The organism is Acinetobacter sp. YH16052 (assembly GCF_013417155.1).
In the GTDB taxonomy this organism is placed as follows: domain Bacteria; phylum Pseudomonadota; class Gammaproteobacteria; order Pseudomonadales; family Moraxellaceae; genus Acinetobacter.
The window spans coordinates 67,293-85,910 of record NZ_VPEO01000011.1 but is presented as its reverse complement, the minus strand read 5'-3'; the positions used below and the strand labels follow the sequence as shown (position 1 = coordinate 85,910).

The 18,618-nt window shown below is 43.5% G+C and carries 17 protein-coding genes; 7 read left to right on the top strand and 10 right to left on the bottom strand.

Annotated elements, in window-relative coordinates; genetic code table 11:
• Nucleotides 1-29 precede the first annotated feature (29 nt).
• The 7 genes from rseP to rimO form a co-directional block, all read right to left on the bottom strand.
• Nucleotides 30-1,385 (bottom strand): RIP metalloprotease RseP, encoded by a 1,356-nt coding sequence (gene rseP / locus FTV42_RS09405; RefSeq protein ID WP_180038581.1) that lies wholly within the window; start codon nt 1,383-1,385, stop codon nt 30-32.
• A 3-nt stretch (nt 1,386-1,388) separates the two neighbouring features.
• Nucleotides 1,389-2,585 (bottom strand): 1-deoxy-D-xylulose-5-phosphate reductoisomerase, encoded by a 1,197-nt coding sequence (gene ispC / locus FTV42_RS09400; RefSeq protein WP_180038580.1) that lies wholly within the window; start codon nt 2,583-2,585, stop codon nt 1,389-1,391.
• Complete coding sequence (locus tag FTV42_RS09395) at nt 2,586-3,410, bottom strand: phosphatidate cytidylyltransferase (protein ID WP_004279883.1); 825 nt, start codon at nt 3,408-3,410, stop codon at nt 2,586-2,588.
• Nucleotides 3,411-3,413: 3 nt separating this feature from the next.
• Entirely contained in the window at nt 3,414-4,166 is a 753-nt protein-coding gene (gene uppS / locus FTV42_RS09390) for a polyprenyl diphosphate synthase (protein WP_004646714.1), read from the bottom strand.
• Nucleotides 4,167-4,173: 7 nt separating this feature from the next.
• Entirely contained in the window at nt 4,174-4,728 is a 555-nt protein-coding gene (frr, locus tag FTV42_RS09385) for a ribosome recycling factor (RefSeq protein WP_004279885.1), read from the bottom strand.
• Between the two features lie 80 nt (nt 4,729-4,808).
• Nucleotides 4,809-5,537 carry a UMP kinase gene (gene pyrH, locus FTV42_RS09380; protein ID WP_004279886.1) on the bottom strand — a complete coding sequence of 243 codons (729 nt, stop codon included), beginning with the start codon at nt 5,535-5,537 and terminating at the stop codon, nt 4,809-4,811.
• A gap of 46 nt (nt 5,538-5,583) precedes the next feature.
• Nucleotides 5,584-6,927 (bottom strand): 30S ribosomal protein S12 methylthiotransferase RimO, encoded by a 1,344-nt coding sequence (rimO, locus tag FTV42_RS09375; RefSeq protein ID WP_005107200.1) that lies wholly within the window; start codon nt 6,925-6,927, stop codon nt 5,584-5,586.
• A 341-nt stretch (nt 6,928-7,268) separates the two neighbouring features.
• Between rimO and glnL the strand changes: the two genes are divergently transcribed.
• Both glnL and glnG read left to right on the top strand, forming a co-directional pair.
• Complete coding sequence (gene glnL, locus FTV42_RS09370; RefSeq protein ID WP_005107202.1) at nt 7,269-8,378, top strand: nitrogen regulation protein NR(II); 1,110 nt, start codon at nt 7,269-7,271, stop codon at nt 8,376-8,378.
• A complete protein-coding gene (glnG, locus tag FTV42_RS09365) occupies nt 8,365-9,840 on the top strand; it encodes a nitrogen regulation protein NR(I) (RefSeq protein WP_004279889.1) in 1,476 nt (491 codons plus the stop codon). The genes glnL and glnG overlap by 14 nt, the downstream gene beginning before the upstream one ends.
• A 48-nt stretch (nt 9,841-9,888) precedes the next feature.
• Here glnG and FTV42_RS09360 read toward each other — a convergent pair whose 3' ends face one another.
• The 3 genes from FTV42_RS09360 to mnmG all read right to left on the bottom strand — a co-directional run bounded on the left by FTV42_RS09360 (nt 9,889) and on the right by mnmG (nt 13,745).
• On the bottom strand, nt 9,889-10,215 hold the full coding sequence (locus tag FTV42_RS09360; RefSeq protein ID WP_004279890.1) for a hypothetical protein: 327 nt from the start codon (nt 10,213-10,215) through the stop codon (nt 9,889-9,891).
• Nucleotides 10,216-10,347: 132 nt separating this feature from the next.
• A complete protein-coding gene (gene mhpT, locus FTV42_RS09355) occupies nt 10,348-11,550 on the bottom strand; it encodes a 3-(3-hydroxy-phenyl)propionate transporter MhpT (protein WP_180038579.1) in 1,203 nt (400 codons plus the stop codon).
• Between the two features lie 314 nt (nt 11,551-11,864).
• Nucleotides 11,865-13,745, bottom strand: a complete 1,881-nt coding sequence (gene mnmG / locus FTV42_RS09350) for a tRNA uridine-5-carboxymethylaminomethyl(34) synthesis enzyme MnmG (RefSeq protein ID WP_004279892.1) — start codon at nt 13,743-13,745, stop codon at nt 11,865-11,867.
• 254 nt (nt 13,746-13,999) lie between these two features.
• On the opposite strand from mnmG, the gene FTV42_RS09345 reads away from it, so the two are divergent.
• From FTV42_RS09345 to FTV42_RS09325, 5 genes are all read left to right on the top strand, one after another.
• Nucleotides 14,000-14,467, top strand: coding sequence for a hypothetical protein (locus tag FTV42_RS09345; protein WP_004279893.1), 468 nt, complete (start codon nt 14,000-14,002; stop codon nt 14,465-14,467).
• 144 nt (nt 14,468-14,611) lie between these two features.
• The gene (locus tag FTV42_RS09340; RefSeq protein WP_180038578.1) at nt 14,612-15,499 is read left to right on the top strand and encodes a bile acid:sodium symporter family protein; all 888 of its coding nucleotides are present in this window, start codon (nt 14,612-14,614) and stop codon (nt 15,497-15,499) included.
• An 87-nt stretch (nt 15,500-15,586) separates the two neighbouring features.
• Nucleotides 15,587-16,474: a bile acid:sodium symporter family protein gene (locus FTV42_RS09335; protein WP_071852166.1), complete on the top strand. Its 888-nt coding sequence runs from the start codon at nt 15,587-15,589 to the stop codon at nt 16,472-16,474.
• A gap of 131 nt (nt 16,475-16,605) precedes the next feature.
• Nucleotides 16,606-17,511 carry a 50S ribosomal protein L11 methyltransferase gene (gene prmA, locus FTV42_RS09330; protein ID WP_005266631.1) on the top strand — a complete coding sequence of 302 codons (906 nt, stop codon included), beginning with the start codon at nt 16,606-16,608 and terminating at the stop codon, nt 17,509-17,511.
• A 15-nt stretch (nt 17,512-17,526) separates the two neighbouring features.
• The gene (locus FTV42_RS09325) at nt 17,527-18,405 is read left to right on the top strand and encodes a DUF3426 domain-containing protein (RefSeq protein ID WP_180038577.1); all 879 of its coding nucleotides are present in this window, start codon (nt 17,527-17,529) and stop codon (nt 18,403-18,405) included.
• Nucleotides 18,406-18,618 lie beyond the last annotated feature (213 nt).

The window sequence follows — 18,618 nt, the reverse complement described above, 5'->3', positions numbered from 1 at the left end:
TCCGCTGTTAATTTATTCCATTTACGTTGTTATAAACGCATAAAATCATTAAATAATGCCAGAAGCATCATACTGCCGAGCAGTACCATACCAATTTTTAGTCCAACCAATTGTATTTGTTCGGAAACAGGTTTACCACGAATTAATTCAACAAAATAGTAAACCAGATGTCCGCCATCAAGCATTGGAATGGGTAGTAGATTTAATATTCCTAAACTTACACTCATTAGCGCCATAAAGGAAATAAAAGTTTCCCAGCCCATTTCTGCGCTTTGTCCTGCCACTTTGGCAATGGTAATTGGACCTGATAAATTATCCAGACCAATCAGACCGCGTACCATTTTGACAATCGAGTTCAGAATCATCGAAGATAAATGTGCTGTTTTATCAAATGCCATTACCAGTGCTTCGCCTGGCGAGTAATGAATGGTCTGTTTATATTCTGCAGGAATGTTCAGTTTACCCGGATCGCTTTGTACGCCCAGCATACCAGTCACATTGCCCATATTGTCACGTTTACCTTGTGGCATGACTTCCAGCTGAACCACCTGATTTTCGCGTAGTACATCCATTTTCAGTAATTTTTCTGGAGATGCCTGTACCACCTGCACCACATCAAACCAGTCTTTCATCTGAACGCCGTCAATGGCCAGAATCTTGTCACCTTCTTTCAAACCTTGACGGATGGCTGCACCATCTTCACTCAGTTTGCTAATTACAGCCGGAATTTCTGGCCGATAAGGCAAGAAACCCAAACTTTCAAGTGGCGATTGACTTTGATCTTTTAAATAGTTTTGAATCGGCAACTGGAACAGTTTGTTTTCACCAGCACGATCTGCCTGAATAGAAACCACGCCAGTTTCACCAACACGATCCACTAAGGCATAACTGAGTTTTTCCCAAGTTTCCACCTGAGTCCCATCCACAGCTACAATTTTGTCGCCGGGTTGCATTTGTACGGTTGCAGCAGGCGTATTTGGTAAAACTTTGCCCACACGGGTATTGAGCTGTTCTTGAGCTGGTAAAAATAACACCCAAAATAGAAGAACTGCAAAAATCAGGTTGATGAATGGACCCGCTGCCACGATGGCAATCCGCTTCCACGGATGCTGACGATTGAAAGCTTTGGGTAAGTCCTCTTCAGCGACATTACCTTCACGCTCATCCAGCATCTTGACATAGCCACCCAAAGGTAAGGCAGACAACTGATACTGAATTCCGGATTTTTTCGAGGTCCATTTTAATAATGTTGGCCCAAATCCAATCGAATAGACCAATACTTTAACGCCCAGTTTACGCGCCACAATATAGTGACCGAACTCGTGAATCGCAATTAAGGGACCGAGTAAGAGAATTGCAGCGGCAATCATAAACAAGGCATTCATATCTTAACTTCCTTTATTCACAACGTATTGCTGTGATAAACCTCGTGCCATTTGATCTGCTTGCAAGATAGCCTCCAGATCATGTGCAGGTTGATTGTCCATCTGATTCAGGACGTGCTCAGCTACCTGAGGAATTTGGGTAAATCTGATCTGTTGATTTAAAAATGCAGCAACTGCAATTTCATTGGCCGCATTTAAAATCGTAGGTGCAATTCCGCCACTCTGCATGGCCTGACGAGCCAATTTTAATGCAGGGAAACGGAGCATGTCCGGTTCTTGAAAATTAAGTTGTGAATGCATAAACAGATCCAGTGGTGCCACATGCGTACTGATACGCTCAGGCCATGCCAATGCATGTGCAATAGGCGTGCCCATATCCGGATTACCCATTTGCGCCAAAGTCGAACCATCAACGTATTGAACCATGGAGTGAATAATACTCTGTGGATGCACAACAACTGTAACAAATTGTTCTTGAACCGCAAACAAATGACAGGCTTCGATCAATTCTAAACCTTTATTCATTAAGGTAGCAGAATCGACTGAGATTTTTTGACCCATGGACCAGTTAGGATGCTTGCAAGCTTGGGCAGGTGTGACCTCTTCAAGTTGCTGCATGCTGTGGTTCAGAAATGGGCCACCTGAAGCGGTCAGTAGAATCTGGGACACACCCAGTTTGGGCTTGCCATGACGCTCTGCTTCAAAATAATGCTGTGGCAGACATTGGAAAATCGCATTGTGTTCGGAATCCACGGGAAGCAGTAATGCCCCATGATCGCGCGCTGCCTGCATCATGATGTCACCTGACATCACCAAGGCTTCTTTATTGGCCAGCAGTACGCGTTTACCCGCTTTCACTGCAGCCAATGTCGGCAACAAGCCTGCAGCACCGACAATTGCCGCCATAACGATATCAACATCCGCGTGTTCAGCCACAGCGATTAAACCGGCTTCATCTTGCAGAATTTCAATATCAGATAAATGGTGTTGCTGAAGTAGTTTTGAAAGTTCATCTACTTTTTCAGCCGGCACTACCACCACTTTAGGACAGTATTGCCGGCAAATTTCAACCAGCTCCTCGATACGACTTTGCGCGGTCACAGCAAAAACCGAGTATGCTTCAGGATGTCGCTGCAAGATTTTTAAAGTACTTTGACCAATGGAACCTGTAGCACCCAGTATACAAACTGCTTGTGACATTTATAAATCTACACCAATAAGTTTTAAAACAGCCATACCTGCTGCAAAGATTGGAGCTGCAGCAAGCAAAGAATCAATACGATCCAGTACTCCGCCATGTCCTGGCAAAATTCGACCTGAATCCTTAATACCGGCACGACGTTTGATCATGGATTCAAACAGGTCACCCAGTACCGAACTAAATACTGTAACGACAGATAAAATCAGGAATAAAATTAGTTCTGGCCAGGTCATATCCAGATAAAGCAAGGCGACTGCCGTTACAATCAGCATTGAGGTAACGATACCGCCATACAACCCTTCTACCGATTTGTTGGGACTAACATTCGGCGCCAACTTTTTCTTGCCGAATTTACGACCCACAAAATATGCACCACTATCTGCGCCCCATACCAGTAAAAACAGGTACATCAGCCACCACGGTGAACTTTGCCAGACAGAGAAAATTGCAGTAACCGCAGCAGAGATCAGAACTACGCCGATTCCGTGCAGGCTGGCGTTGTACCAGCCATCATATTCAGGATAGGTTTTAACCCAGTAAATGCTGAGCAACCAGGTAATTATAGAAGCTACCCATAACAATAAGGCAACTTCGGCAAAATACAATGCCAAAGCTGAAAGTGCCGCAGTGAGCACTCCATATCCCCAAGCAACAGGTTTGATGACATGTTTAAATTTTCGCGGCATGAGTTTGAACCACTCATAACCGGCCACCCCAGCAGCAAGAACCATCAATACAAACATTGGATAATGTGATTCAGTAGCAAACATACAGCTCAGTACAACTGCTACCAACACCAATGCGGTTATAATCCGCTCAAACATGTATTAATTCTCAAGTTTTTCCTGATGAATCTGTTCTGATGTTTTACCAAAACGACGTTCACGCCCACCAAATACGGCAAGTGCATCATCAAGTTCTTCAACGGTAAATTCTGGCCATAGCGTCTCAGTGAAATAAAGCTCTGCATAGGCTGCCTGCCACAACAGGAAATTCGAAAGACGGAAATCTCCACCCGTACGAATCAGCAGATCAACTGCAGGTAAATCACCGAGGCTGACATATTGACCAAATACATCAGTATTAATTGCATCAAGATCTAATTTATTTGTTAAAACATCGCTGGCAATTCGCTGTGCAGCTTGTGCCATATCCCACATACCACCATAACTGATTGCAATAGTGAGTGTCATACTATTGAAATTAGCAGTCCTTTCTTCGGCATGCAACATAAGTCCCTGTAATTCTGGGGACAAACGGCTGCGATCACCGATAAAGCGTAAGGCAATATTGAATTTTTCCATGCGGGGCAATTGTTCATGAATGGTATCAACCAGCAATTTCATGAGCAATTCAACTTCAAACTGTGGACGATTCCAGTTTTCACTTGAAAAGGCAAATACAGTTAAAGCCTGGATATTTCTTTTTTTACAGTGTTCAACAATCGGATCCAGAACCGTTTTTCCTTCACGGTGTCCATCACCTTTTTGCATCTGATTTTTTTTGGCAAAACGATTGTTGCCATCCATGATGATGGCAACATGTTTCGGAAGACGGGGATTTTCTTCAGCAACGGTCATCGATGAATTAGACCTTCATCAATTCAGCTTCTTTCGCAGCCAAGCGCTTGTCAACTTCAGCAACAAATTTGTCGGTAATTTTCTGGATTTCGTCAGCAGCACGACGCTCTTCATCTTCAGAAATTTCTTTTTCTTTCAACAAAGCTTTGATATCGCCCAATACATCACGACGAATGTTACGGATCGCTACTTTGGCATTTTCTGCTTCATTACGCGCAACTTTTTGCATGTCACGACGCGTTTCTTCAGTCAACGCAGCCATCGGTACACGAATCGCATCTGCTGTAATTGGGTTTAGACCCAAATCAGATTCACGAATCGCTTTATCAATTGCAGAAACCATTGAACGTTCGAAAGGCTGGATTAACAAAGTACGTGAATCTTCAACACCTACGTTTGCCACCTGGTTCAATGGAACGTCTGAACCATAGTAAGAAACCATCACGTTATTTAAAATTGATGGATGCGCACGACCGGTACGAACTTTTGCAAAACCATGCTCTAGAGATTCTAGAGTTTTGTTCATACGGTCTTCGCTGTCTTTTTTAAGATCGTTAATCATATGATCTTCCTTACTTAATTCTTGAAAAGAGGTTATTACTAAATTAGCGTGTAGTATAAAGTGCTTTGGTGCTCACGTCATTAATTGGTAACGTGAGTCCCTTCTTTTTCACCCATCACAACGGAAAGCAATGCGCCAGATTTATTCATATCGAATACTTGTAGCGGCACGTTGTGATCACGACATAAACAGATTGCAGTTAAGTCCATTACACCCAGCTTTTCGTCCAGAACCTGGTCAAAAGTCAATGTGTCATATTTAACCGCATCATCATATTTGCTTGGATCTTTGTTATATACGCCATCAACTTTGGTCGCTTTCAAGATCAAGTCTGATTCGATTTCAATACCACGTAAACAGGCAGCTGTATCTGTCGTAAAGAACGGATTACCTGTACCTGCCACGAATACACACACTTCACCCTGAGTCAGGTGACGGATTGCATCACGGCTTGAGTAAGACTCAACCACGGCACCAATTGGCAATGCAGACATTAAACGGGTTTTAATATTACGGCGCACCAAAGCGTCGCGAAGTGCCAAACCGTTCATGACTGTTGCTAGCATACCCATCTGGTCGCCAGTTACACGACCAACTAGACCATCTTTTTGTAGCTGGCTACCGCGATACAGGTTACCACCACCCACAACAATACCTACTTGTACGCCTAAACCCACGAGGTGCGCAATAGAAAGTGACATCTGATCGAGCACTTGTGCATCGATCCCCATGTCTTTATTGCCTGCCAGCGCTTCACCAGAAAGCTTTAACAGGATGCGACCAAAGCGTGGCTTTTTAGAATCCAACATCATCAAACTCCAAAGTATTCAATTTAAATTTTTTTAATTCAAAATCTTAAGCAGACTTGATTGAAATGAGTTTTGCGTACAGATCGTATTCATCTGCATCGGTAATCTCGACTTCAAGTAAATCCCCTGCCTTAATGACGCTTTTATCGATATCTTCAACAAAAACATTGCCATCAATTTCAGGTGCATCTGCATAAGAACGCGCAACCGCTACCGGGAATTCGTCTTCCAGGTCATCTACCAGCACAGTCATGGTCTGACCGATACGTTTTTGGAGTTTGGCTGCCGAGATTTCTTGCTGAACCTGCATGAAACGCTCATAACGCTCTTGTTTAATTTCTTCAGGAACGTGATCTGGCAAATCATTTGCTGTCGCACCTTCAACTGGCGAATAGGTAAAACATCCCACACGATCCAGCTGGGCTTCTTTCAACCAGTCCAGTAACATCTGGAAGTCTTCTTCGGTTTCACCCGGGAAGCCCACCACAAATGTTGAACGCAACACCAGATCAGGACATTTCTCACGCCAGATTTTCAAACGCTCCAGTGTATTTTCACTGTGCGCAGGTCGTTTCATTAGTTTGAGAATTTTTGGACTTGCGTGCTGGAATGGAATATCCAGATAAGGCAGGATTTTGCCTTGTGCCATCAGGTCAATTACTGCATCTACATGCGGATACGGGTAAACATAGTGCAAACGCACCCAGATTCCCAACTGACCTAATGCTTCACACATGTCATAGAATTTGGTTTTAACCGGCTGGCCATTCCAGAAATCCAGCTTGTATTTCGTGTCCAGGCCATAAGCAGAAGTATCCTGGGAGATGACGAGTACTTCTTTTACACCGGCACGTTTCAGCGCTGCAGCTTCATCAAGCACAGAACCGACTGGACGTGAAACCAGATCGCCACGCATGCTTGGAATAATACAGAAGGTACAACGATGGTTGCAGCCTTCAGATATTTTCAGATAAGCATAGTGTTTTGGCGTCAGGCGGATGCCTTGCTCTGGAACCAGATCAATAAATGGATTGTGTTTTGGCGGCTCAGGTACGTATTGATGAACCGCATCCATAACTTCTTTATATGCCGCTGCACCTGTCACTTTCAGGACATTGGGATGCATTTGGCGAATCTTGTCTTCGTCTTTACCTAGACAACCTGTTACGATCACGCGACCATTCGCGCTCATCGCCTCACCAATCGCATCTAGCGATTCTTGCACTGCGGATTCAATGAAACCACAGGTATTTACTACAACTAAATCAGCACCGTCATAATCCGAAGCGACGTCATAACCTTCAGTCTTTAACTGGGTTAAAATACGTTCAGAATCTACCAATGCCTTAGGACAACCTAAAGATACAAAACCGACTTTGGGGGACTTCATGAATTTTCGCTCTACTAGAATGCGCGTATTGTATGTCTTTTCGCATCATAAAAATAGTTGAAAACCTGACTCTTTGCATCATGCACTAAAATATTGCCATAAAATATTCAACATACTTACCAATGCACCAAAATGAATCATTTTAGATTTACAGCCTCAATTTAATCCGCTATATCTAAGATGAATTGTGTTGCTCTGTCACATTTCTGCATTTCATCGCAATAAATAATCTCTAGTCATAAAAGTTGGCGTGCATCTTGCATCAAATCAGAACTTAAAATTGATTAAATTGCTTTATGAAGATGCCATTGCGCCATTTTAATACAGGAACAAACCCGCGAATGGATCAAATTATTCCGATCGACTATCGTGCTTTAGTGGACAATATGACCACGTGTATCTTATTGATAGACCGCGATCTTAATATTTATTATCTGAATTCTGCCTGTGAAGCCTTATTTGATGTGAGCTTATTCCGCGCGAGCGGCACATCTGTGCTCAATATTTTGCAAAACCCGACAGATGAGTTCAATACCGAAGAAGCCCTGAATAATACTTTAACTACGGGACAACCTTATACACGCCGCGAAGCCACTATTCTGGTCAACTTTAAAGACATTCATGTTGACTACACTGTTTCTCAGCTAAATCTGGGCAAACCTTATCATCCGCTACTGCTCATCGAACTCAATCCTCGCGATCGCATGTTAAAAATCTCTCGTGAAGAAAATCTGCTGCAACAGCATCAGGTAGCGCGTCAGCTGATTCGCGGTGTTGCGCATGAAATCAAGAATCCCTTGGGTGGCATTCGCGGGGCGACTCAACTCCTGGCACGCAGTTTGAATGATCCACAATACAAAGAATTTACCGACATTATTATTAGCGAAGTGGATCGACTCAGAAATCTGGCCGATACCATGCTCGGTTCACGCCAGCTTCCGAGCTATGAACTGGTCAATGTGCATGAACCTCTGGAACGGGTGCGTTCACTGATTGCCAATCAGACCAAAAAGAAAATCAAGATTACCCGGGATTACGACCTGTCCTTACCGGAAGTTCTGGCAGACCGCGACCAATTGATTCAGGTCATTTTGAATATTTGCGCCAATGCCGTACAGGCCATGACCGAGAACAAGGAGTTCTTTGTCGAACATCAACCGGAACTGATTTTAAGAACCCGGATTCAGCGTCTCTTTACCATTAACGGGGTGATTCACCGCTCTGTAGTAAGGATTGATATTGAAGACAACGGTCCAGGTGTGCCGGAAGAGATTATCGAATCGGTGTTTTATCCGCTGGTCACCAGTCGCGCAAAAGGTACCGGACTGGGCCTCAGTATTGCTCAAAATATTATTCATCAGCACAACGGCATGATCGAGTGTCAGTCCGTGGCTGGAAAAACCGTCTTTAGCTTATATTTACCTTGGGAGTCGAATCATGTCGCGAAATAAAATATGGGTGATTGATGACGATCGCGCCATGCGCTGGGTACTGGAAAAGACCTTTAAAGAGGAAGGTCTGGATGTGACCAGTTTTGAAGAAGCACAATCTGCACTAGACCAACTGAGTCTGGAAGCACCCGATGTGATTTTGACCGATATCCGCATGCCGGGTATTGATGGACTTACCTTCCTGGGCAAGGTTAAACACAGTTATCCTGACCTACCTGTCATTATTATGACGGCGCATTCAGACTTAGAATCGGCTGTTTCTAGCTATCAAACTGGTGCTTTTGAATATCTGCCTAAGCCTTTTGATATTGATGAAGCACTGGCGCTGGTAAATCGTGCAATTTTACATATCACCAAGTTACAGCAACAAGAATCAGCAAAAGCGGCTCCACCAATTCAATCTACCGAAATTATTGGTGAATCGCCTGCCATGCAGGAAGTGTTTCGTGCCATTGGCCGTTTATCACAATCGCATATTACTGTATTGATTAATGGTGAGTCTGGTACAGGTAAAGAACTAGTAGCGCATGCCCTGCATCGTCATTCACCACGCAGTTCAAAACCTTTTATTGCCCTCAATATGGCAGCGATTCCCAAAGACCTGATCGAAACTGAACTCTTCGGCCATGAGAAAGGTGCATTTACCGGTGCCAACACTCAGCGTCAGGGTCGTTTTGAACAGGCTAATGGTGGCACACTGTTTTTAGATGAAATTGGCGATATGCCATTTGAGACCCAGACCCGTTTATTGCGTGTCCTAGCCGATGGAGAGTTCTACCGAGTTGGCGGTCATATTCCGGTTAAGGTCGATGTGCGTATCGTGGCTGCAACACATCAGGATTTGGAAAAACTGGTCCATGATGGTCGTTTCCGTGAAGACTTATATCACCGCCTGAATGTAATTCGTATTCATATTCCAAAACTGGCACATCGCAGTGAAGATATTCCGATGCTGGCGCAGCATTTTCTGGCGCGTGCCGGAAAGGAACTTGGGGTCAATCCAAAGATTTTGCGTCCTGAAACCCAGGAATATATGCAAAAATTGCCGTGGCAAGGTAACGTACGTCAACTTGAAAATACCTGTCGCTGGCTGACTGTCATGATCACAGGCCGTGAAGTCTATCCTGAAGACTTGCCACCTGAACTAAAACAGATTCCAATTCATCAGCAGGATCCGGGCGCGCCAATTCCAACGCTGAACCAGATCGCACCGCATCACTGGGATGAATTACTGGGTCAATGGGCGATGCAGAAACTCAAAAACGGTGAAATGAAACTTCTGGATGTTGCGACGCCGATGTTTGAACGCACCTTAATTAATGCAGCCTTGCAACAAACCCGTGGCCGTAAACGTCATGCCGCAGAACTTCTAGGTTGGGGTCGCAATACTTTAACGCGCAAGCTTAAAGAATTGGGCATGGATACTACGGATGATGAAATCGAAGAAGAAATAGAAAGTTAATCTTTCCATATAAAAAGCGCCGATTGGCGCTTTTTTATTAATGATGATTTATGCAGTAAAACCTACATAGCGGAAATACCCATCTATGCCCAGATCAGACTTATATATCAGATAATTTGAATAAGTCGCTTGGGTGATTTCATCCAGCATATTCACCTGATCATCATTGGCATGCAGATCATCTACAGAACGCGGCATGCTGTGCTCGAATTCATCGGTCATATATTCAAAGCCAATATCCATGGCAATAAACAGGGTATGTTCACAAGGTTGCACATATTGCTCTTCTGCCCAATCAATCACGTTGTGCTGACAATGCGGACAAGCAATATTATCGGTGGCCTGAATCGAGAGTGGAATAAGTTGATAAGCCATATAAAAATCAATCTGTTTGCTATTCGTATATTTTAGCAAATTTTATGGACTGACTTTATTCAATTAAAAGTCTCGACGATAAAAAAGGGAATCTTCAGATTCCCTTTTCTGTATTGAGATATCAATAATCTATTACTTATGAGTAGCCTTATAACGTGATAGTGCGGTGACAGCTACCGATACGACCACTGCTGGCAAACTTGCCACAAGAATGCCCGTCGTTCCCAAACCTAATGCCAGAATTTTTCCAGTTAATAATGGTCCAGTCATCGCTCCTAAACGCCCTAGAGAGATCGCACTCCCCACGCCTGTCACTTTGCCTGCGCCTGAATAAAAAATTGGTGAGATCCCATACAGAATAGATTGACCACCTGTAGAGAAAATACCACCCATGACTCCCGCCAAAATTAATAACGGAATAGAAGTTGTGGTGAATAACAATACCAAGGCAACAAACAAGCCACTATAAATGATAGTCGCCATTTGCCAGAGCTTTAAACGGTCCAGTAAATAACCCAGGCTTAGGGTTCCAATGACAGCGCCCACCTGGAACACCAACATCACCAAAAATGCCTGCTGTTTCTGCAAACCTTGTTCCATAAGTAAATTTGGCAACCAGCTAATCAAAATATAATTGATCATCAAGGTAAAAAAGAAGCCAACCCAAAGAGGCACTGTATTTTTATACTGTCGCTGCTTGAACAACACCTCAGCCATTCCCGGCACAGCTTCGCCAGAAACCGGTACTTCCGCATTCACTTTAGGCTTATCTTTAAGAATAAATGCCATCAATGGAATCAGTGCTAAAGGCGTTAATCCCCCAATCAGGAACAAGGTTTGCCATTGAATCTCCGGAAGCAACATGGCCAGACCGGCAACAAAGATCGCCCCTACCGGCAAACCACAATACATCAGACTATTTAGCTTGCCACGGTTGGCTTCCGTTGCTTCATCACCGACGACTGAAATCATGGTTGGCATTGCCGCACCTAAACCCAAACCAGTAAAGAAACGCGCTGCATATAAAACTTCGATGCTTGGCGCAATTGCAGTCAACGACATGAACAGACCAAAAATAGTCACAGAAAGCATTAGGACTTTCTTTTGTCCTAGATAATCTGCAATACGTCCGCCAAAGAATGCGCCAAACAGCATTCCAAAGACACCCAGACTAAATACATAGCCCATTTGGATTTGATCTAAAGCAAAGCTTGCTGCAATTCCTTTCGCCGCAATCCCGGGAGCTTGAAGGTCAAAACCTTCAAAAAATGCGACCCAGAAACATAAGAATATCGTTAATATTTTTTGGGCTTTTTCGCTGTATGACTGTGCCATGACTGATCTCTATCAATAATTCACAAACCGTTTAATAGTCTGACGATCCGTTGCATTATTCTTAACCTAATCTTAATAGAGAAATAGCACGACAATAGTCGGGTTTAAGCACATCAGCATGTGTAAATACCCTCCAAATTAGACCTAAAAGATTGTATTTATAGACTTAACACATCTTAATAATATTTATTATATATATTTATCAAAGACTTAATTTAATTGTAGTTATTTTTAATTCAACGATAGTCAAAACTTATACAAAACTACAAGCCGATAAAAAGCCCGCTTAACGCGGGCTTTTTTAGCGCAAAATCTTAAGCAGATTTCTTTGCTTGTGCATTCTTACGAATTGTAATCATCACCAGTTGAACTGCTGCAGGCGTTACACCCGGAATACGGCTGGCTTGCGCCAATGTTTCAGGACGAACATCTTTCAGTTTCAGGGTAATTTCACGGGACAGACCTGACACGATGTCATAATCGAAATCCGCAGGAATACGGGTTTCTTCAAGACGTTTCATTTGTGCGACGTCTTCATGCTGACGATTAATATAACCCGCATATTTCACTGCAATTTCAATTTGCTCACCGACAAATGGTGATACTTCAGAATTGGTTAACTCTGCAATTTGAGCAAATGAAATGTTTGGACGTTTCAACAAATCAATCGCCGAACATTCTTTAGACAGGTCTGCACCGGTCATCTCAACGAATTTCTTACCCATTGGGTTATTTGGTGCGGCCCACAAGTGTTGCAAACGGCCTGTTTCTTTTTCCACTGCTTCCATTTTCTCACAGTACACTGCCCAACGCGCGTCATCCACCAGACCCATTTCACGACCAATGGCTGTTAAACGCTGATCTGCGTTATCTTCACGCAGCATCAAACGGTATTCGGCACGTGAGGTGAACATACGGTATGGTTCTTTGGTACCTAATGTGATCAGGTCATCGACCAGAACACCCATGTATGCTTCATCACGTTTTGGCGTCCATTGCTCCTGATCCCAAGCACGGCGTGCAGCGTTCAAGCCTGCAAGCAAACCCTGCGCACCCGCTTCTTCATAACCGGTTGTGCCGTTGATTTGACCGGCGAAATACAAGTTATTAATTGCTTTGGTTTCAAGGGTAAATTTCAACGCTTGTGGGTTGAAGTAATCGTATTCAATGGCATAGCCCGGACGAAGAATGTGCGCATTTTCCATACCACGGATCGAGCGAACCAGTTCAAACTGAACGTCGAACGGTAAAGAAGTCGAAATACCATTTGGATAAAGCTCATGTGTATCCAAGCCTTCAGGCTCCAAGAAGACTTGGTGAGAATCTTTATCGGCAAAACGGTGAATCTTATCTTCAATCGATGGGCAATAACGTGGTCCAACACCTTCGATCACACCCGTGTACATCGGTGAACGGTCTAAACCGCCACGAATGATTTCATGCGTGCGTTCATTGGTATGCGTGATATAGCAATTTACCTGCTCAGGATGCATAGACACATCCCCCATGAATGACATGGTCGGAGATGGGAAATCACCCGGCTGTGGTGTCATCACAGAGAAATCCACTGAACGCGCGTCAATACGTGGTGGTGTACCTGTTTTTAAACGACCTACTGGCAAGTTTAATTCACGCAAACGATGTGCAAGTGAAATAGATGGCGGATCACCAGCACGACCACCGCTAGATTTCTCCAGACCAACGTGGATGACACCACCTAAGAATGTACCTGCTGTCAGCACCACAGTTTTCGCATCAAAACGGATACCCATTTGGGTAACCACACCTTTAACGGTATCGCCTTCAACAATCAGGTCATCTGCGGCTTGCTGAAAAATATCAAGGTTTGCTTGGTTTTCTAATGTTTCGCGAATAGCCGCTTTATAACGTACACGGTCCGCCTGCGCACGTGTTGCACGTACTGCAGCACCTTTACGCGAGTTCAAAATACGGAATTGAATACCGCCTTTATCGGCAGCCAGTGCCATCGCACCGCCCAAGGCATCAATTTCACGCACCAAATGCGATTTACCAATACCACCGATGGCCGGGTTACAGCTCATCTGCCCTAAAGTCTCAATGTTATGAGTTAAGAGTAAAGTCTGTCGACCCATACGCGCTGCAGCCAGAGCCGCTTCCGTACCGGCGTGACCGCCACCGATAACAATGACATCGTATACTTTAGGATAATGCATAGTGGTAATTGAGAGATAAAAAAGAATAGCTGAGCATTATAGCAAATTTCACTCTAAAGTAGACAAATTCAGTTGAATTTATCCTGAGATAAATCGCACTTAACTCGCATAACAATAAAGCACTGTAATTTAACTTTGCAGAGGAACTATATAAATTAAACATATAAGCTGAGAAATTTACTCGATTTGCATTGTTTAATCTCGCGCATTTTTTAATCTATATGTTGGTTACATTACAAACAAAGGTATAAAAGATGAATAAGAATATTTTCCTCTCAACCGTTCTATGTGGTTTATGTTTTGCGCCATTTGCTGCATCAGCGAATGATAAGGTCGAAACCATTTATAATGCACAAAAGTACCAACAGGTTTGTAAAGGCAAATCCCAAGGTGCACAAGTCAGTTTTGCCTATCGCGGCATTATCTGGAATGGTACCTGTGAGCCACAATTTTTCGCTTCATCCAAAAATGCTTCAATCAAAGGCGATGAAGCCGAACTCATGAGTACCTGTAGCGGCAACAGTGGTGCGACTACTGCTACCATCAATGGTGCCGAAGTCAAAGGTAAATGTGCATTAGGCTTTATGCCACCACGCCCTCAGGGACAATCTCAGATGCAAAGCCAACCGATGCAGCCACATATGCAAAACCAGCCTATGCAGCATCAGATGAACCAGCCAGCACAGCCTGATTCACCAATGCAAGGCCAGCCAGGTATGTAGCCGATATATATCTAAATAGTTTAGATTTCAAGTAAAAGCTTTGACGGGCAAAGTGACTGCATTTTGCCCGTTTTTTATTGCTTATTTATTCATCTAGGCTAAACTGGAAATATACCTATAAATGTATAATAAAAAGGCAAATTCATGGATTCGGGGTTTTTTAGCGTTTTTTTGCCAATTACATTGGCAATTATGATGATGGGGCTGGGGCTAGAACTCACTATCAAAGATTTCCTGCGCTTAAGTCGCTATCCTAAAGTCATTTTTATTACTTTATTTGCGCAGTTAGTCCTATTACCCAGCGTTGCTTTTTTTATTTGTCTGATTTTGGACTTGCCCGCTTTGCTTGCTGTAGGTCTGATGTTGCTAGCCGCCTCACCTGGTGGCCCAACCGCGAACCTATTTAGCTACATATATAAAGGTGATGTGGCACTGAATATTACTCTAACCGCCATTAATACCATCATCTCTATTTTTACCCTGCCCTTTATTATCAATCTGTCCTTACACTACTTTATGAGTCATGACTCAAACGTGACTTTTCCAGTTGAAAAGATTATGCAGGTCTTTTTAATTACCTTGATTCCCGTGATCATGGGTATGCTGCTTCGGGCCAAATTTCCAAACCTGTCAATTACTGTCAGCAGGCCCATGCGCTTACTCTCTATCGGTTTTCTAACCATCCTATTCATATTCGCCATTTTCAGAGAACGTTCGAATTTGGTCGAATACTTTGCCAATATTGGTGCAGCAACTGCGATTTTATGTTTTTCCAGCCTGTTTATTGGCTATTGCATTCCTTTACTCATGGGTATTCCAGAGAAAATGGCACGCGCCTGTACCTTTGAAATTGGCATTCATAACACTGCCATTGCGCTGACGATTGCGATATCGGTCTTAAATAATGTCACGATGGCTATTCCTGCAGGCATTTATACAATTTTCATGTACAGTTTCGCCACTATTTTCGGTGTGCTGATTAGTCGCCAGCAAGTGGTGTATAGCAATAAAAGTCGTTTATCAGATTTGTAATTTATTTGGCTGATTCTGCTATAAGGCTGTATGCTTTTCTAAAGAAAATCAGAAGTATTAAAACAATTTTCGACAAGGAGCATACAGATGGATTCTGGCCTTATAACGATATTACTGCCGCTGGCACTTGCAATCATCATGATGGGACTGGGCCTTGAACTGACGCCTCGGGACTTTAGCCGTGTCACTCGCCACCCCAAAGCCGTATTTATAGCATTGTTCTGCCAACTGGTTGTTCTGGTTGGCATTGCCTTTTTGCTTTGCAAACTATTCGCTTTAACCCCATTGCTCTCGGTCGGGTTGATGCTCCTGGCGGCTTCGCCCGGGGGTGCAACGGCCAACCTGTTTAGCTACCTGTTTAAAGGTGACTTAGCCCTCAATATCACTTTGACTGCTATCAACTCAGTCATCGCAGCAATTACCTTACCTTTAATTATTAATTTTTCGATCATGCATTTTATGCAGGATAGCCAGCAAGTTGGCCTGCAATTCGGCAAGATTCTGCAAGTCTTTGCGATCATCCTGATTCCGGTGGGAATTGGCATGTTGATTCGGCGCTATGCACCAGGCGTGACAGCAAAACTGAATCGGCCGCTGCGGATTTTTTCGATTGGCTTTTTGGTGCTGATTATTATTGCCACACTCATCAAAGAGCGCAGCAATATCGGTGAATACTTGACCCAGGTGGGTCTGGCGACTGCCTTGTTCTGCATCCTGAGCCTGAGTATTGGTTATCTGATTCCGCGACTACTGAATATTAATAGCGCTCAAGCCCGTGCCAGTGCATTTGAAATTGGCATTCATAACAGCACCCTCGCCATGACCATTGCCCTGACCGTGATTGGCAGTGCTGCTGTGGCGATGCCAGCCGCGGTTTATTCTATCTTTATGTATATCTTTGCTGCAATTTTTGGCAGTCTGTTGAACCGGCTTGCACCACTCCCGGCGCAAACACCTTTAACGAATCTGGATTAGATAAGCTCTGGAACTGTTCAAAGGATGCCTCAGGCATCCTTTTTATTTTGGGAATGGATCAAGAAGATAGCAGCGTTGAGTCTGAACTTCCGTTACAATAGCTTTTTGAAAAATGTATAAAGGTTATTTCTGTGAAGTGGTTACAAATTCATATTACGGTTGAACAGGCTCAGGTTGATTTTACTGAGACATTACTCAGCTCGCTAGGCGCAGTGAGTGTGACTTTGGATGATGCTGAAAACCAGGATTTGCTGGAACCACTTCCAGGTGAAACGCCACTTTGGAATAAAGTGATTGTGACCGGTATTTATGCGCAGGAAGAAGGCGAAGAAATCGATGTTGCCGCACTAGAAACCTTTATTCGTACACAAATGCCAGATGCTCCGATTCGTCATGAACTGATTGAAGATCAGGCTTGGGAACGTACCTGGATGGATGCCTATGAGCCTATTCAGATTGCTGATAAATACTGGATCGTACCGGAGTGGATGGAAGCACCTGATGCCGATGCGGTAAACATCAAGCTTGATCCAGGTCTGGCTTTCGGAACAGGCAACCACGCTTCAACTTTCCTGTGCTTACAATGGCTCGGCAAAATTAATGTGAAAGATAAAATTGTCATCGATTATGGCTGTGGCTCAGGCATTCTCGCGGTAGCTGCACTGCTATTAGGTGCGAAAAAAGCATATGCTACTGATATCGACCCACAAGCTGTACTGGCGACTCAGCAAAACGCTGAACTGAATGGCGTACTGGACAAACTTTATGTCGGACTGCCAGAAGAATTTAGAGATGAGCTCGGCAATACCAAAGCTGACGTATTTGTTGCCAATATTCTGGCAGCACCACTGATGATGCTGGCTCCTGAGTTCGCAACTTTAATCAAATCTGAGGGACAGTTCGCACTTGCCGGAGTGATTGAAGAGCAAGTTGCTGATGTTACTAGCATTTACTCAAATTATTTTGATATATTAGAGGTAGAAAAACGAGACGAGCACTGGTGCCGTATCTCGGGTAAACGCCATAAGAACGAATGAGCCTATAAATAATCCATGAGTGACAAAAGAACCCATTGCCCTACCTGTTCCACCACCTATAAGGTCACAGTTGCTCAACTCACCGTTGCGCAGGGAATGGTTTGCTGTCCTAAATGTACCACCTCATTTAATGCCTTATCGCATTTGGTGACCGAAACCCGGAATTCGGTCACTGCCTCAATGTCTCACGCTCAATCAAACTCCAGCGAATTCAGCAAAACTAATGCTCAAAATAACTCAGGTGTTTATCACACGGATCAGCAGCACCATCGTCATAGCCTGCTACAGATTTTTGATCAAAAAGTTGAACATTCCAATATTGACCTGGAAACCTATTTAAATAACCTGAATTATTTCAGTACCGAGCCGATTTCAGTCCTGCCGAGCATGAATTGGGAAGATCAGGCAGAAAAACAGACTAAACGCGGGCCAATGTACTATATAGGCTGGAGTTTACTCAATCTGTCACTGTTCAGCCTGCTGATGTTTCAATTCTTCTGGTTCAATCCGCAATACATCAAAAACAGTCACGTTATGAGCCTGGCCTTTAACACTGCCTGTGAAGTGTTTAATTGTTCCAATCTGGAAAAATACTACACACTGATTCAGGCCAATAAAGTCAAAATCAAGGCAACCGGTAATAATGAAGCTGAGTTTAGCGGTGAGCTGATCAATTTTCATGACCGTAGCCTGGCCTTACCGATTTTAAGAATCAATCTGGAACATCGCGGTGAAGTGATTGCAACTTATAACCTGTCCTCCGAAGAGTACCTGATTGAAAGTTTAGTCAATATTCAGCGCATTCCGAAAAACAGCCCGTTTAAATTCAAATTTAAGCTTCCAGTCGATCGTAAAAGCTTTGATCGCTATACTTTGGAAATAATTCGCCCCTAATCTGCTGAGAAAGCATTAAAAAATTAAAAAAAGTTAAAAAAAATGCAGTTTTCTTGCTCACTTTTGCTTAGACAATGGTATGATACGCGCCACGAAAGCTATGTGCTGCAACTCCTCGCGACTTTTTCACAACAAATACAGTCTTGCCTAATGCGCTATAAAATTTATTGCGTATCGTGCAGATTTTTTTGTTTTGATTTTGGTCAGTAACAA